The 15,764-nt window shown below is 68.9% G+C and carries 11 protein-coding genes and 1 pseudogene; 7 read left to right on the forward strand and 5 right to left on the reverse strand.

What is annotated here, in order from left to right:
- The first annotated feature begins 10 nt into the window (after positions 1-10).
- Positions 11-784, forward strand: a complete 774-nt coding sequence (locus ACFU5K_RS02485) for a GntR family transcriptional regulator (protein ID WP_384055718.1) — start codon at positions 11-13, stop codon at positions 782-784.
- 762 nt (positions 785-1,546) lie between these two features.
- Positions 1,547-3,202, forward strand: a complete 1,656-nt coding sequence (locus ACFU5K_RS02490) for a class I SAM-dependent DNA methyltransferase (RefSeq protein ID WP_384055721.1) — start codon at positions 1,547-1,549, stop codon at positions 3,200-3,202.
- 61 nt (positions 3,203-3,263) lie between these two features.
- Here the strand turns inward: ACFU5K_RS02490 and ACFU5K_RS02495 are convergent, their stop codons facing one another.
- The 3 genes and pseudogenes from ACFU5K_RS02495 to ACFU5K_RS02505 all read right to left on the reverse strand — a co-directional run bounded on the left by ACFU5K_RS02495 (position 3,264) and on the right by ACFU5K_RS02505 (position 8,505).
- Positions 3,264-5,399, reverse strand: coding sequence for a UvrD-helicase domain-containing protein (locus tag ACFU5K_RS02495; RefSeq protein ID WP_384055724.1), 2,136 nt, complete (start codon positions 5,397-5,399; stop codon positions 3,264-3,266).
- Positions 5,392-6,681, reverse strand: a complete 1,290-nt coding sequence (locus tag ACFU5K_RS02500) for an McrC family protein (RefSeq protein WP_384055727.1) — start codon at positions 6,679-6,681, stop codon at positions 5,392-5,394. Before ACFU5K_RS02500 ends, ACFU5K_RS02495 begins: the two co-directional genes overlap by 8 nt.
- Positions 6,678-8,505: pseudogene (locus ACFU5K_RS02505) on the reverse strand (AAA family ATPase). The gene ACFU5K_RS02500 and the pseudogene ACFU5K_RS02505 overlap by 4 nt, the downstream one beginning before the upstream one ends.
- Positions 8,506-8,779: 274 nt before the next feature.
- Between ACFU5K_RS02505 and ACFU5K_RS02510 the strand changes: the two are divergent.
- From ACFU5K_RS02510 to ACFU5K_RS02520, 3 genes are all read left to right on the forward strand, one after another.
- Positions 8,780-10,093 carry a hypothetical protein gene (locus tag ACFU5K_RS02510; protein ID WP_384055730.1) on the forward strand — a complete coding sequence of 438 codons (1,314 nt, stop codon included), beginning with the start codon at positions 8,780-8,782 and terminating at the stop codon, positions 10,091-10,093.
- A 152-nt stretch (positions 10,094-10,245) separates the two neighbouring features.
- A complete protein-coding gene (locus ACFU5K_RS02515; protein ID WP_384055733.1) occupies positions 10,246-11,436 on the forward strand; it encodes a helix-turn-helix domain-containing protein in 1,191 nt (396 codons plus the stop codon).
- Positions 11,433-11,999, forward strand: coding sequence for a hypothetical protein (locus tag ACFU5K_RS02520; protein WP_384055736.1), 567 nt, complete (start codon positions 11,433-11,435; stop codon positions 11,997-11,999). Before ACFU5K_RS02515 ends, ACFU5K_RS02520 begins: the two co-directional genes overlap by 4 nt.
- 22 nt (positions 12,000-12,021) lie before the next feature.
- Here ACFU5K_RS02520 and ACFU5K_RS02525 read toward each other — a convergent pair whose 3' ends face one another.
- A complete protein-coding gene (locus ACFU5K_RS02525; protein ID WP_384055739.1) occupies positions 12,022-13,467 on the reverse strand; it encodes a hypothetical protein in 1,446 nt (481 codons plus the stop codon).
- Between the two features lie 36 nt (positions 13,468-13,503).
- On the reverse strand, positions 13,504-14,124 hold the full coding sequence (locus ACFU5K_RS02530) for a hypothetical protein (protein ID WP_384055741.1): 621 nt from the start codon (positions 14,122-14,124) through the stop codon (positions 13,504-13,506).
- Positions 14,125-14,728: 604 nt separating this feature from the next.
- On the opposite strand from ACFU5K_RS02530, the gene ACFU5K_RS02535 reads away from it, so the two are divergent.
- On the forward strand, positions 14,729-15,091 hold the full coding sequence (locus ACFU5K_RS02535; protein WP_384055743.1) for a hypothetical protein: 363 nt from the start codon (positions 14,729-14,731) through the stop codon (positions 15,089-15,091).
- Positions 15,088-15,747 (forward strand): nucleotidyl transferase AbiEii/AbiGii toxin family protein, encoded by a 660-nt coding sequence (locus ACFU5K_RS02540; RefSeq protein ID WP_384055746.1) that lies wholly within the window; start codon positions 15,088-15,090, stop codon positions 15,745-15,747. The genes ACFU5K_RS02535 and ACFU5K_RS02540 overlap by 4 nt, the downstream gene beginning before the upstream one ends.
- Positions 15,748-15,764 lie beyond the last annotated feature (17 nt).

A 15,764-nucleotide genomic window follows, 5' to 3' on the forward strand; every position in this document is an offset into this window, starting at 1 on the left:
GTGTCTACGCATGAGACCAACGTCCACCGCCGAGCGCGCGGAGGTGTCGGACCTTCTCCTCAGCGTCGACCGCTCCAGCCCGGTCCCGCTCTACTACCAGCTCTCCCAGCAGCTGGAACAGGCCATCGAACAGGGCAGGTTGCGGCCCGGCTCCCTGCTGGGCAACGAGATAGACCTCGCCGCCGGGTTGGGCCTGTCCCGGCCCACCGTACGCCAGGCCATCCAGGCGCTGGTCGACAAGGGCCTCATGGTCCGCCGTCGCGGCGTGGGCACCCTGGTGGTGCACAGCCAGGTCAAGCGGCCCCTCGAACTGAGCAGCCTCTACGACGATCTGGAGTCCGCCGGCCAGCGCCCGGCGACCCGAGTTCTCGTGGTTTGCGCGACAGCAGCCGACGCGGAGGTCGCCACCGCGCTGGGGGTGGCGGAGGGCGAGCCGGTGACCCGGGTGGAGCGCCTGCGTCTGGCGCACGGGGAGCCACTCGCCGTACTTCGCAACCACATACCGGCGGACGTGGCGGGGCTGAGCGCGGAGCAGCTGGCGAAGACGGGCCTGTACCGCCTGATGGGCGCGGCGGGCACGGCGCCGCACAGCGCCCGCCAGACGATCGGCGCCCGCAGCGCCACCGCTGAGGAGGGGTTGCTCCTGCACGAGCCGGAGGGCGCGCCGCTGCTCACCATGCGGCGGGTCGCATACGACACGACGGGACGGGCGGTCGAGTACGCGAACCACTACTACCGGGCATCGCGGTACTCCTTCGAGCTGCAGCTGCTGATCAGGAGCTGAGTGTCGGCGGGCAGAGGCGTACGCCTCACTCGGCCGGGCCGCCGCCCACGAAGACATGCAACTGCGCTGGCAAAAGGCCCTGCGCACCGGGATTACCCGCCCAGGCACTGGAGCGCGGACGGCTCGACATGCGTAAAGGTGCACACCACTGAATCGATTCTTTCTGGCAGCAGGGGTGCGCCCTTGACGCGGACGCAGACGGCTGACCCTGATCGACTCGCGATTTGCCCCTGGCGGGTGACGACTCGACGGTGGCGCACGCGTCCGTCACCTGTCAAGCAGGTGATGCGCAATCGCTACTCGGCTCAACGGCCCGCTCTCGTGAGCGGCTAAGTTTTGACGTTTGTCGTCTGGCCTCGACTGATCCTTGAACTTGTGCCGTTTGGCCTGAGGGGATGACGTGTAGCCTTCGCTGGCCGTGCGAGCCTGTTGAGCGATCCCGGCGGGGAGCAACGGAGTTCGTCGGTCGTCCATGAGAGCTCGTATGCGAGGAACTTCGCTTCCGTTTCACCGTTGATGATGCCGGCGGCGCGGATGGTCTGGTCGCGTCCAGATCAGAGGGGGGACTTCAGGGGGCCGCCCCCAGCAGTCGCGACCATGTGGAGTGGTCGTCGTCGCCACTACGGGTGGCCCCTTGGGTGGTCGACAGGTGGCTGACAAGAGAGATGCGGGCGGTGTTCACGAAGCTACATGGCGGAGTGTTTATGCTGTCAACGTGCTTCTTCCTGGAAGGCGGATTGCGCCCCGTGTACGGTGAGGTCCATGAAGGACAACGCCGCTTCACCGGTCAGCGCCCTGGTCACCGGCTCCGAGATCGCTCGGTTGGCCGGTGTCACTCGGGCTGCTGTCTCTAATTGGCGTCGGCGTTACAACGACTTCCCCGCGCAGGCGGGCGGCGCCGCGAACAGTCCGCTCTACGCACTTGCCGAGGTCCAGGCATGGCTGGACAAGCAGCGCAAAGGCCAGGAGGTATCGCCCGAGGTCGAGCTGTGGCAGGCCATGAGGGCCGCCTACGGGGAACAGATGGTCGCGGGTCTGGCCGAGGTGGCCGAGGTGCTTGCGGGAGCGAAGGCGGCGGGATTGCCGGACGATGTCTTGACCCGTGTACAGGCGATTGTCCGAGCTGAAGCACCCGTCGATCTCGTCAACGGACTGACCGAACGTTTCATGGACTCCGCTCGGCGAGCAGGGTCGGACCAGGTGACCTCTGAGCGCGTGGTGCGTGCTGTGTGCCACTTCGCTCCCGAACTGCCGGCCGACGCTACGGTCTTCGATCCCGCCTGCGGAATCGGGGTGCTGCTCCTGTCCGTCGCCACGGAAGGGGGCACGCACTGTCGCGGCCAGGAGATCGATGCGGACAGCGCCCGCTTCGCGCAGCTTCGAGCCGACCTCCTGGACCGGCCGGACGTGCGCATCGTGGCGGGTGACTCCCTGCGTGCGGACGGATGGCCAGGTCTCAAAGCGGACCTGGTCGTCTGCGACCCGCCGACCGGTGTGACCGAGTGGGGGCGGGAGGAGCTGCTGCTCGACTCGCGATGGGAACTCGGTACTCCCTCGAAGGCGGAAGGGGAACTGGCGTGGCTCCAACACGCCTACGCGCATACCGATGCCGGCGGCCAAGTCCTCATGGTCATGCCTGCCTCGGTCGCCTACCGCAAGGCAGGCCGCCGCATCCGGGCGGAACTCGTACGCCGGGGGATCCTGCGTCAAGTGATCGCTCTACCGCCGGGGACGGCGACATCCCACGCCATGCCCGTCCATCTGTGGTGCCTGCAGCGTCCTGAGAGCGCGGAAAGCACGGAAATGATCCGGACCGTGCGTATGGTCGACCTGACCGACAACAGCCCGGACGGGAGTCTGGACCCACGCTCCGACCAGGTCGCCGACGTGCCGCTGGTCGAGCTCCTCGACGACACCGTCGACCTGACCCCCGGCAGCCACCTGAGGGCCCAGCACCGCGACTACCCCGATGAGTACACCACCCTGCGCGATGAGCTGGGGGGCCAGATCCGTCGGCTTGCCGCACTCCTGCCCGAACTGGCGCCGGGCGGTGGGCCGGGCTCACTGGACGGCGCCACGACCAGCGTTGCGGATCTCGCCCGCGCCGGACTCATCTCCTACGACGGTCCGGAGCCGGTCTCGGCCAGCGAGCAGCTGGATACGGACTATCTGCAGGGATTCCTGCGCAGCTCCCTCAACACCCGCCGGTCCACCAGTGCCAGCGGGTCCTACCGCCTCGACGGCAGGGGGGCACGCATCCCTCGTATGGGCCTGGACGATCAGCGGCGGTACGGTTCTGCCTTCCGGGCTCTGACCGTATTCGAGGAAGGCATGCGCAGGGTCGACGAGCTGAGCCGACAGCTCGCCGAAGTCGCCCGTGACGGCCTTGCCACGGGAGCCCTGGCGCCGGAGGAGTGAGATCAAGGGCGGACCGGCCCCGCGGTGCCGGCCCGCCTGTTTCCGCGGCTCGCCTGGCCGGTCAGACGGTACTGACCAGGAACGGGCTCGGAGCTCCGCTCCACGTCACGCTCAGGACTTCGCGGGCGCGCGTGCAGGCGACGAAGAGGAGACAGCGTTCCCTGAGCAGGTCGGCCTCGTGCTGCAGGGGGTCCGCCTCGCGTGGGGTGATCTCACGGGCGAACGGGACTGCGCCCTCGTCGGCGCCGAGAACGGACACCGCCCGGAACTCCAGCCCCTTCATCGCGTGCATCGTCGCCAGTTGTACTCCCTCGGCCTTCTGCGAGGTCTGACCCTTGACCCGTAGCACCGGGATGCCGGCGGCGGTCAGCTTCTTCTCGGCCGCGTCCAGGGAGAGGTTGAAGCGAGCGCACACTCCGATCTCGTGCGGTGCGAGGCCTTCGGCAAGCAATGCACGGACCTGGCCCACCAGGGCCTCGGTCTCCTCCTGCCGCGTCGCGTACTCCCGTACCTGGGGGCGGCGCCCGTGCAGCAGGGACCGGTATCCGGCCAGCGAATCCGTCCCCTCGCCCTCGAGTGCTCCGACGGTGACGGGCGCGAGGAGCCGCGCCGACCAGGAGAGGATCTCCTCCGTGGAGCGGTAGTTGACGCGGAGCCGGAAGCTACGGCCGACCGTGGCTATGCCCAGGGCACCGAGCGAGACCCGGGAGTCGTAGATCCGCTGATGCGGGTCACCGGTGACGAACATGTCGTCCGGGCCGGGAGAGACGGCGGCACGCAGCACACGCCACTGCGCGGGGTGCAGATCCTGCGCCTCGTCCACGACGACATGGGCGTACGGAGCCCCGTCGCCGGACAGGAGTTCCGCCGCGCGGGCGCAGACCCGCAGGTGTGTGGTCTCACCACGGTCACGCAGGAGCTGTTCGAACCGCTCCACAGCGCTCCACACCTCCCGGCGCCGTGCGTGGCCGAGACCGGTGCCGCGGCCGCGGCGGCTCGCGCCGAGATAGGAGTCAAGGTCGCGGAGATCCTGGCCGAGTACGACGTGCCGGTACTCCTGCGCCAGGAACTGGGCGGTGAACGGCAGATCGAGCTGCTTGACGGCCCTCTCCCACAGCTGACGCTGCTCCCGGTCCCCGACGGGCCTGGGCACGGTCCCGGACTTCGTGCGCACGACACCGTTCGCGTAGGCGTCGACCGTCGTCACGTCCACCCGCCCCAGGAGCTCCTCATCCTCGTCGAGGAGAAGGCCGAGCAGCTGGCGCAATCCGGTGGCGAGCGCGTTCGTGTAGGTGGTGAGCAGGATGCGGCCGTCCTCGGAGCGGCCGAGCAGATGCTTGACCCGGTGCAGGGCGGCGACCGTCTTGCCCGTCCCCGGCCCTCCGGTGACCTGGACGGGACCCCCGTACGAGGTGCGGTAGGCCACGCGGCGCTGGGAGGGGTGGAGGAAGACGCGCCAGGCCTCGAACGGCTTCTCCAGCATCTCCTCCAGTTCGTCCGGGCTGGTGACCAGGCGAATGCGTGCGGGAGTGTTGGCGATCACGGTGGCCAGGTCCTCGACCGGCTCGGCGGGCGCGTCGGCGGGCCGGCGGACGGTGACGACGTCCCGGTAGACCTCTTCCGGTCCGAACCCCTCGGCGAGGTACTGCAGCACCTCCAGCTGATCCTCCGGCAGGAGGGTGGCGAAAGCGTCCAGCTGGGCCTTGTCCACGAGGGAGCGCGCGGCGCGCAGTACCTGGTCGTCGATGCCCAGTTCGCGCAGAGTGCCGTCGGAGACGCCCGTGAACAGCAGCTCGGGAGCGTTGCGTGCGGCCGTCTCGTACAGCGGGGTCAGCTCGTCCAGAGCGACGGCGTCGCGTACCTCCAGGGCCCTGGTCGCGGAGTTCGCGCTGTACAGGCGCTTCGCCGCCCAGGTGTAGGCGTCGTCGTGCGGCAGGACGTTGACCAGCAGGAACGTGTCACTGCCGTCGTCGGGGGCGAGGACGACGCCCCGCCAGAAGTCGGTGACGCGGATGGTGCGCATCCGCGGATCCCGGGCGTTCTGAACGGCCTCCAGATGCAGGCCCTTGTCCGCATGCAGCTCTGCGGCGCTCTTGGCATGGAACTTTTCCATGGCCTTGCGGACACCGGCTCGCACCGGCTTCTCCAACGTGTCGTAGCCGTCCCAGAAGCCCTGGGTGAAGGCGAGCCTAGGCATGATGTCCCTTTCCTTCTGTCTGGCGAGCTTTCATGACCGAGGACGGCGCGGCCCCGGCCAGCCTGACGGCGACCTCCCGGAGCGACGACAGAATGTCTCCCGGCTCCTGGGAGAGGTCCAGGGAGTGCTGGTAGAGCCGCACCCCCGGTCCGTCCCGGCCGGCAGCCGTGCCGCGTACCTCGTGGAAGCGCTCCGGCTGCCGTCCCGCCGCGTACACGAGGTGAGCCTCGCGCAGACCGAGCACCGTGGCGTACGCGAGCGCCTGGTACAGGTCGGCGTTGTGGAGCCCGTCGGCCTTCTCCACCTTGTACTTGGCGTCGACGACGGCGAGCGGAGTGCGGCCGTCACCGGTGCGTACGACGAGGTCGGGGCGTATGCGTACGAGACCTGCGGTGTCCAGGTGGTGAGAGTCCTGGAGGTGCGCGGTCAAACCGTGCTCCCGGAAAGCCTCGCGCAGAGCGACCGTGACGAAATCCTCGAACAGTTTGTTCATGTCCAGCAGGAAGCCGTCCACGCTGAGCGGTTCGTCATCGGCCGGCCGGTGTTCCGGGGAGGTACCGCGCAGGACGGCCTCGGCGAGCCGCAGCGCGGGCTGGTAGCGGGAGTTCAGACGTGACGGCTGCCAACGCGGCAGTTGCTGTCCCCGTATCAGTGGGCGGGCATCGGTGAGACGCACACGCTGATGCGCGAGGCGCCGCCGGACCGGGCCGGGGACCCCCGGCAGCCGCAGCAACCGCTCGGCGGCCGCGCGCAGGATGCGGTTCTCGGCGGTGTCGGCGGTGTACGCGTCGTAGGCGATCTCCACGGGCGGCGTACGGCCGAAGTGCCGCCGGATCTGCTCGGCCTCGCGCAGTCGCCCGCGTACGACCAGTGCGGACTCCTCCACTTCCCGGTAGCCCTGGAGGACACCCCGTCGCAGCGCCGCGTCGATCTGCCGCTCCACGGCGTGCGCGAGGGCGGGGACCACGTCGTCGTACGCGCCGGTGTCGATGGTTCCCTCCTGGCTGTCGCGCCAGGCGCGTGCCGGATCGACGCTGAATCCGAGGAGGAAGAACAGCCGGCGCACAGGGGTTTTGGGCATGATCCGCACGACCTGCCCGCCGGGCATGCGTACGGCGCCGACCCGGCTGCCCGCCCGCAGCACCCAGTGCCCCTCACGGCCGGGATCCGGGGTCGCGCTCTGCAGGATGCCGGAGCCGGCCAGAGCCCGCCCGGCCCCGGCGCACAACGGCACGGAGACCGCTGGCCCGTGCTCGTGGAGCGTCACATCGCGCACGGTCACGGGCGCTGCTCGCGCAGCGAGGCGAGGCCGTAGCGGGTGGCGACGTCGAGGCCGTCTCCGTAGTGATACTCCTCCAGCAGAGGGAGGATCTTCGTCCGCCAGGTCCGTTCGAGACCGCCGTCGCGGTACACGCCCGGCTTCATCAGGTACGAGGGGCCGATGGCGAAGTCCGGGTCGTCTATGCGGGCGTTGAGAGCGTCGAGGAGGTGGGCGGGCTCCGTCTCCCTGCCCTCACGCTTCAGCCAGCGTGCGAGCAGCCCGGCGGTCGGCTCGGTGCGGGGGGAGAGCTCAACGAACGCGAAACGGCGCCGCATCGCCGCGTCCACCAAGGCGATCGACCGGTCGGCGGTGTTCATGGTGCCGATGACGAAGAGGTTGGGCGGCAGCGCGAAGTCGTCCCCGGAGTAGGTGAGACGGACGGACTTCGTCCGGTACTCCAGAAGGAAGTACAGCTCGCCGAAGACCTTCGCGAGATTGGCACGGTTGATCTCGTCGATGATCAGGAAGTGCGGGACGTGACGATTGCCCTCGCGGGAGGCGAGATCGGCGAGCTCCCGGAGGGGGCCCGCGGTCAGCCGGAAGGCAACCTCCCGCGTCTCGGCGTCCTCCGCGGGCCGGAACCCCTCGAAGAAGTCCTCGTAGGCGTAAGACGGGTGGAACTGCACGATCTTGACCTGCTCGGGGCCGCCGCCGAAGTACTCGGCCAGCTTCATCGCCAAGTAGGTCTTGCCCGTGCCCGGCGGGCCGTAGAAGACCAACTGCCTGTCGTCCGTCAGGAGCTCGCGCACCTCTTCCAACCAGGCCCGGTCGTGGACGAGGAGGTCGGCAGCGAGGGACTCGGTGACGCCCGGCAGGGACAACTCCAGCTGCGCCGGCCGCCCTGCGGCGGACTGCCAGGTGGGACCGTCGGTTCCTGGGGGACAGGCGGGTCCGGTGTTCCCGGTGAGCCCCTCCAGCGCTTCCAGGACACCGGTCAGATCGACGACGTCGTGCTGCACGGACAGCTTCTGCTGCACCGCCTCCGGCAGTTCGTCGTACGGGTGGCTGTCCGTCTGCCAGGTGACGGAGCGTCGCAGATCGGACAGGCCACCTGGGGACGCGGTCTGCACGGCCTCCCCGGTGATCCGTCCGACGTGAAGTCGGCCGTCGCCGATGGCAGCCATCGTGTCACCGACGCGCATCTGGGTCAGAAAGGCGTGCAACTCGTCGACGAGACCCCGCTTCTGATTGTACGAGGCCGCGCCCTCGTACCCCTCCTCGACGAAGCGGCGCAGCGCGCTCTTCGTCGGATCGCTCTCCTCCAGGGGCGGCAGGTGCGCGCCCGCGAGTGAGACGACCCCCTCCTTCAGCCACAACTGCCGCACCAGGTTGTGCCCCGAGACATTGGATCCCCGCACCAGCCACGCCTTGCGCGGGGCGCGCCAGCCGGTGGACAGGTAGTCGGCGAGGGGGTGGCCCTCGACGGTCCGCCAGGACTCCGGGCCGGAGGCGTCGTAGCCGTACACCAGCGCGGCGGCGGCCGAGGATGAGTTGCAGGTGATGTCCCTGGCCGCCACCCATCGCCGAGATGCCTGCGGCCCGCTCGGAATCTGACGGGTCGTCGGCCAGTGCTTCGCTCGCGCGCAGCTCCGCACGGAGGCGGCGTGCGTGGTCCCCGAGACCGGGCCAGGCGTCGGCGGCCACCGACGAACCTTCCTGCAGGACGAACTTGTGCGTGCCGTTGCCGCCGAACTCGGTGAGCAGATGACCGCGCGCCTCACCGCCGTCCTTGGGGAGGTTGATGCGGAACTCTGGCGTCCCGGGGAGACGGTCGTGCTGAGGCATGGATGACCTTCCGGTTCGGGCGTGAGAGCGCGATTCACCGCACAGCTTACCCGTGAAGCCTGTTGACGATGTAAACGGATCCGATTTACGGTGTGGATGCATCCGATCGGGCCGGCGCTGGGGGGGGGGGGGGGGTGGGGATTCGGTGGCTGAGCCGAACGACGCGTGATCGGGGAGAGGTTGTCATCCGCCGCCGCGATCCAGCAGGACGGTCATCGAACGTTTGTGACGGTCAGTCAGCCGTAGGGTGTCGTGTGAAAACAAGGGGGAGACGATGATTGACTACCGCAAGGCGGCAGCCGTTCCGGTGTGGACTCTGGCGACGGGGGACGTCCGGGTGCCCGCAGTGGCCGGAGACGGGCCGATGACGGCTGAGCGCCTGGGTGAACTGCGCGGCGTGCTGGCCGCCCTGGCCGACCAGCCGATCGCCACTCTCGAGGTACATCCGCTGCCCGATACGCTCGACCGCAGCCGGGGCATCCCGCTCGATGCCGTGAGTCCCCTGGCGCAGCACCTGTCGCAGCTCGTCACGCAAGCGTCGAGGAACTCCTCTTCGGCGGCCACGGCGACCGCCGCCGGCGAAAACCTGTATCGCATGGTGGTTCCGGCGAAGTTCGCCGCTCAGTTGGGTCAGGGCATCCTTCGCCCGATGGCGGCGAAGGGAGTGGCCGGTGGCATCCGCGGCCCACTCGTGGACCCCATGTGCCGCATCGCCGGCGGCGTGACGTTCGTGCCGGTCGGCAAAGTGGCAGCCGCGGGCGCGGCCGGTGGGGCCGGTGCGACAGCCGGCGTCGTGGCCGCTGGCAGCGCGGCGCTCACCGTGGCCGCGCCGCTCGTGCTGATGGTCGTGGCGGTGGGCGTGAGCGCCCATGCCGACCAGAGGCGTCAGCAGGCCATCGAGCACATCACGGAACTGCTGGAGCAACTGCACGAAGAGAAGCTCGACGACGAGCACAGCGCCCTCGACGGCTGCCGCGGTGCCATCGACAAGGCAACCGCCATTCTGCTCGACCAGGGCAAGCTCGGTGTCTCGCTTGGACTGGACTCTGCGGTGTATGCCATCGACACGGCGCTCGGCAAAGCCGGCCGCCGTCTTGCCCGGTGGCAGAGCGCACTCGACAAGCTGCCCGACGGCAAGGCCGTCGAGATCGGCACGCTGACCGAGTCGTTCCCCGGCGTGGACGACCATGGCGGCACGTTCCGTGCCCACCTCGAACTCGCAGCCCTGGCAATCGCGCTGATGCGGCGGGTTATCGTCCTGCAGGCCGTCGAGCACGCCCAGAGCGAGCCTGACAACCTGTTCGAGAACTTCACTCGCGCACTCAAGCGCGACCAGCAGCGCCTCGACGAACTGGAGTCGGGCATCGCCGGTGTACTGGTACGCCTGTCGGTGCTGGAGCTGGCACGTCCGAACAGTCTGCGACCCGTGTTCACGACCGGCGAAGTCGAGCGCCTGATGCGAGCGACACACCGGATTCACCGGCTGGGCGACGGCGTCACTGTCGACAACCGCCCCACGGACGTGGCGATCGAGATTGCCCGCAGCAGCGACGGCTCGGTGGTCGTGTTCCCCGCGCTGCCCGCGTAGGCGCGCTCGGACTCGCCTGGCGAGTGGTGCGAGGGTGAAGCCGCCGGTCGCTGGGCGAAGGTGAGCGTCAGCCAACAGCAGTCGGACGTGGAGCCGCGTGAAGGGCGGCGCGATGTGTTGCGATATTCGCAAAACGTCGATACGGTGAGGAGATGAACGAGACTGTGATTGACCATGTGCGAAGAGTCATGGAAGCAGCCTCCCTCTCCCAGACCGCGTTCGCCGAGCGGGTCGGCCTCACCCCGGACAAGCTCTCCAAGTCGCTCAGCGGCGTACGCCGCTTCAGCTCCCTGGACCTCGCCCGAATCGCGGAGGCCACCGGTACGACGGTGGATTACCTGCTCAGTGGACGCGAGCCGGTGCGCCCCCGCTTTGCCGCCCGCCCCGCCGGGACAGTGGCCGAAGGGGCCCGATGGGCCGAGGTCGAGGCCATCGCCTGCCGTTTCCAGAACGCCTACGACGTCCTGGACCTGCTCGGTCGGCCCCGCGCGATCCCCGACCTGCCTCAGCCCCGCCCGGGACTCGAGCGGTACGTTGACCAAGGGGAACGCCTCGCGGCCGACTTCACGGAGCATCTCGCGCAACAAGGGGCGGGGGTTCCCGCCGGTATGGATCTCCCGAGCCTGACCCGGCTCCTCGCGGACCACTGCGGAATCGATGTGGCGCTTGTCGACTTCCCTGATCAAGTGGCCCTCTCCGGCGCGACGTGGCAGTCCGACGCCTTCCGCATCGTTCTGCTCGCGACCACCCAGGAATGGACCCGGGCGCGCTTCACCCTGGCCCATGAGGTGGGACACCTTCTCGCCCGGGACGCCCAGGACCTACGCGCCGACGCGGTACCGGAACCCGGCAGGCAGAAGGACTACACCGAAGTGAGGGCCAATGTCTTCGCCGCCCACTTCCTGATGCCCGAACCCGAAGTGCGAGCTGTTTGGGAGCGCACGGTCACCGACCGGAACGCTCCCACCGACACCGAGCTCAGCGAGCTGGTCGTCGCCTTCAAGGTCTCACCGAGCGCGCTGGCCGCGCGACTCCACCACATCGGGCTTCTCGACACGGCACGCCGGGACCGCTTCCGTGGCTTCACCACCGAGATCTGCCATGTCCTCGCGGGGAGGCTCGACGACCACTACCGCCAGCGCGCCGAATCCGCCGTTGCACGCCCGCCGCTCGTCCCGATGGCGGAGCTGCACGCCGCGTACGAGGCCGGTGAGACGACCCTGCGCCCACTGGCCGCCTATCTGGACCGCACCGTCGACGACCTGAGAGCCATACTCGAGCCCTCGCGCGCTCCGCGGGCCCTGCCGGAGGACGAGAAGGGCGACCCGGTATTCCAGCCATGACCAACCCCCTGGACCTCGCCAGCCGCGTCAGTCTCTTCCCCGACAACACGGTCCTCTGCAACTTCGGCACCGTGGGCCGTCTCGACCTGCTCCGCAAGGTGCTCGACGGGTGCGGCCGCTGGACCGAAGCGGTTGCGGAGGAAGCCCGCCGCTCCGCCGCCTACGTCCGCGGTCTCGACCAACTCCCCATTGAGGGCTGGCTGGGGGAGCCGATCGAACTGTGCACCGAGGCGGAGATCGCCTTCGCGGACCGGTTGCGGCGAGCGGTCTTCGGCGGCACCCCGGGCGAGCCCATGCGCCACCTCGGCGAAGCCGAGACCCTCGCCCTCATCCAGACGAGGATGGAGTTCGCCGGAGCCGTCTGGATCACGGACGACCGCGACGCCGGCGAGTACGCGGCGGCGCGCGGTATTCCCGTCAAGAACACCGTCACCCTCATGCGCGAGGCCGCCGTGTCCGGGCAGATCCACTATGCGGAGGGGCACCGTCTCCTCCTGCGGATGGTCGCCGACGGCCGGCACATCCGTGGCGTTCCGGACCGCGCCGAGCGCTTACTGGACTGACCCGTCCAGGGCGGGCGCCCAGTCATCTCTTGGGCTTCTGGAGCTTGGTGGCAGAAAGGCGCTTTCCGCCCATCTCGATGATCAGGCCTGAGGCCTTGAACGTGAGGTTGAGGGCGACGCTCTCCGGGACCTGCTGGTCGAGGCCGAGGTGCCCGGTGATGTAGTCGCCCATCTGGACATCCGGGTCCAGCCGCCTGAGGACCATATAGGCGATGGACTCGGCCTCGACCTCGTCGCGGGCATGGGCCGTCATGTGTTCTTCCTCCGAGAGGGGCCGCAACTGCCGGTCGGGCCACGTGTCCCAGGAGCCCGCGCCGAGGTGCCCGCAGAGCAGGTGGCCGAGCTCGTGTGCAAGCGTGGCGTACCGGTCCAGCAGAGGCAGGTTCCGGTTGACCTCGATCTCGAACAGCATCGGGTACATCTCCGGCTGGTCCCCGGGTCTGCTGCCGGAACGCTCGACGAACCCGCCGGACCTGCTTCGGTACGCCTGCCCGCAGGAGGAGGCCCCGTGGTTGACCAGGGTGAGCCGGACCCCCAGGGGCGCCAGGTTGGCCTCGGTGTGGTGCCAGACCTTGACGAGTTCCTTGCGGTCGGCGCGAGAGGACACCGACGCAGGGGCGGTGATCGCCTTCGGTAGAGGCAGGGCCCCGGGCAGGGCTTCGGTGTCCCCGACGTCGTACACGAGCATGTAGGGCCCACGGGGCTGGAAGATCATTAGCGGCTGAGCTCCGGGCTTGAGTACCCGTCGGTGCTTGGACATCCATTCCGAGGAGGACAGGACGTAGCGTGCCCCCGGTTTCTGGACATGGACCACCATCGCATTGAACGGGGCATACCGCTTGAACCGGCCGACGAACTCAAGCATCTGCACGTAATCCGAGGACGATCGATAACGCTGAGCACCGCGGATGAGGTCGTCGATCGAGGCCTTGGCGAGCGAGACCTCGACATCCTCGTCCCGGAACGGATCGAACCCGTGCTGCGCGATCACCGGTTCCTCGTGATCGAGAGGAATCTCGCGCAGCCGCTTCCAGTCGGCGAGTTGCTTCTCGGCCCAACCGGGCTCGACCATGTGAGCGAACGAGAGCAGCCCGGTCACGTGGGCGTCCAGCTCGGCCAGACCCTTGAACTCCTGGTGACGGCTGTGCTGCTCGATACCGAACGACGCAGCCCCTCGCACATGCTTGGTGATGCGGCGCTTGTACTCGCGCGTCAGGCGAGGGGTGGGACCGTCGACGAGGATGCCCAGCACGCTGCGGCGTGCACCGGGACGGGCCACGTAGGTCTTCTTCGCGTTGAGTCTCATACCCAGCGGGGTCAATGCCTTCTTCACACCGACCAGGAGACGGTCGACCTTCTCGTGACGGACGAGCCGACGGCTGGAGAAGTACATGTCGTCGCTGTAGCGCGTGTAGCGAAGACCCAAGGACTCTGCCAGGTGGGTCACAACATCGTCGACGTCGCGCATGACGATGTTCGACAGGTATCCGCTTGTAGGAGCGCCCTATGGCAGGAACCCCTCGCGGGTGTGCTTGTAGAGCAATTCGGGCCGGCTGACGGAGAAGCTCTGTCCGGTGGTCTCCAGGCACACGCTGCGACGCCCGGTGCCACGGTTCGTCCAGGTCTGGCTCGGCCCGGGCGGCGACACGGTGACCAGCCGGGCGGTGGCGTAGGCGCTCAGCGTGCGACCGGTACGACGCAGGCCGATCTCCCGGCGGCCGTAACCGTCCTCCACAAGATCGATCCGGTACTCGCGCTCTGTCGGGCGAGCCCAGGCCTCTTTCAGCGCGGCGTGGACGTGCCGTTCCCTGATGCTCCCGAAGAAGTCGGCTATGTCCAGGCGGATCACGGTGTGGGCTCGCAGATGGACGGTGGCACAGCCCACGACCGAGCGGGCCACTCGGTAGGCGAACGCTGCGGGGTGGGGCTGGAACCTGGCTGGAAGAGTCCCCAGATGGGCCAGGACGCCCTGCTGGATCTCGGACAGCCGCGGGACCGGAGCGTGCAAGGTCCGCAGCCCGCCGCTGCGTTTGGGGATCCGGTGCTCGGTGTACGGGTAGATCGAGCCGCTGACCACCGCATCGAGGAACTGCGCAGGGGGGAGGTCCGGAAAGTTGTCTGCCATCGCCACCGAACCGTCTCGTCCCTGACCTGTGGGACGCAGCCGGCGGGCCTCACCTTGAGTGGTTCCACCGCCCCGCCACGGGCGGTCCGCTGTATCCCTCCGCCACCCTGTGCAAGCACAGGGCTCGGTCCCCAGCACCCGGTGTGATCATCACCGAGGTGCCCCGGACCGGAGGGCCCATCGCAAGGGATGGGTTCCTGTGACCCACCGACTGCATCGAGTCGGATCGTAGCCTGCCAGTGGATTGAACCCGCCGGTTCAGGCCACCTGGTGACACACCGAACAGCGGGGCTCACCACACTGTTCGGCAGCAGGAATGACGGCCTCGAGCCTCCGACGCGGGGGCGGACGGACGAGGCCGTCCGCCGGGACCGGTTTCGCCGCTACAGGCGCGATCTGGAATGGCCGCGCGGGCTCGACGACCGCTACCGCCACCGCGCCGGGTCCGCAGCGGCCCGGCTCCCCACCGCTCGTTCCGACGCCAGAGCCGGTCGCCTGGACCGGCCCTCTGCAGCTCCTGCACCGTGGGCTGACCCGCACATAGGCAGGAGCACTGCGAGGTCGCGTGCGCCACGCCGCGCCTTCTGTCGGCGATACTGGATGCATGGATGCGACGAACACCGCCCCCCGTGCCGAGGTGCTGCGGGACCGCTACCGGAGTCGGCTGCCCGAGCACCTGCGGGAACTGGCCGGCCCCGTCGAGGGCACCGTCGACCTGCCACTTCATATCGCGTGGTCCGGGCGGACGAGCTACAGCCTGGACCGCCCGAAGTCTCGCATGACGCTCTACCGGACCGTCCTAGCCGAGGGTCTGTACGAGGACGTGGCGGCACTCCTCCATCACCGGCTGCTGGCCGAGCAGTGGCCCGTTCTGCGTCGCCTGGTCAGCCCTTATATCCGTGAGGTCTGGGAGGACGCTTTCCCCGAGCTGCCCCGCACCGCTCCGGCCGGCGCGACCGCCGCGTGAAGCTCACGCCGCTCCACGAGCGTCTCCTTGCCGACATCCTCGACCTCGGCTCCCCCTATCCACTGGTCCTCACCGGCGGATACGCCGTGCAGGCCCACGGCCTGGTCGAACGCTTCAGCCGCGATCTCGATGTAGCCACCGAGAACCCCGCCCCGATGGACGAGATCGTCGCCGCCCTCACAGCAGGCCTCACGGCGCGCGGCTGGCGGACCACGCATGTCCAGACCGACCCGCTCAGCGGCCGGTTCCTCGTGATCGACCCGGTCACCGGCGAGGAATGCGAGGTGGACGTCCTCAAGGAGGCGTTCTGGGCCCCTCCTGCGCAGACGCCCTACGGCCCCGTCCTCTCCCTCGACGACGTGATCGGCACCAAGGTGCGTGCTCTCGCCGACCGCGGCACCGTCCGCGACCTCATCGACGTCCAGGCCGCCTCCCGCCACCGGTCCACCGCCGACCTGGAGTCCCTCGGCCGCCGCCGCGCCCATGACGAGTTCGACCTGGGTGACCTCCGCGACCGGCTTACCGGTGCGGACTGGTACGAGGACGAGGACTACGCCGCGTACGGGCTCACCTCCCAGCAGATCGAAGAACTCAAGGCGTGGGCGCTGGAGTGGGCGGACGACCTGGGGGCGCGGATCCACGACGAGAACGCCTGACGGGCCCTTACGTTTTT

This window comes from Streptomyces sp. NPDC057428 (assembly GCF_042803195.1).
Lineage (GTDB): Bacteria > Actinomycetota > Actinomycetes > Streptomycetales > Streptomycetaceae > Streptomyces.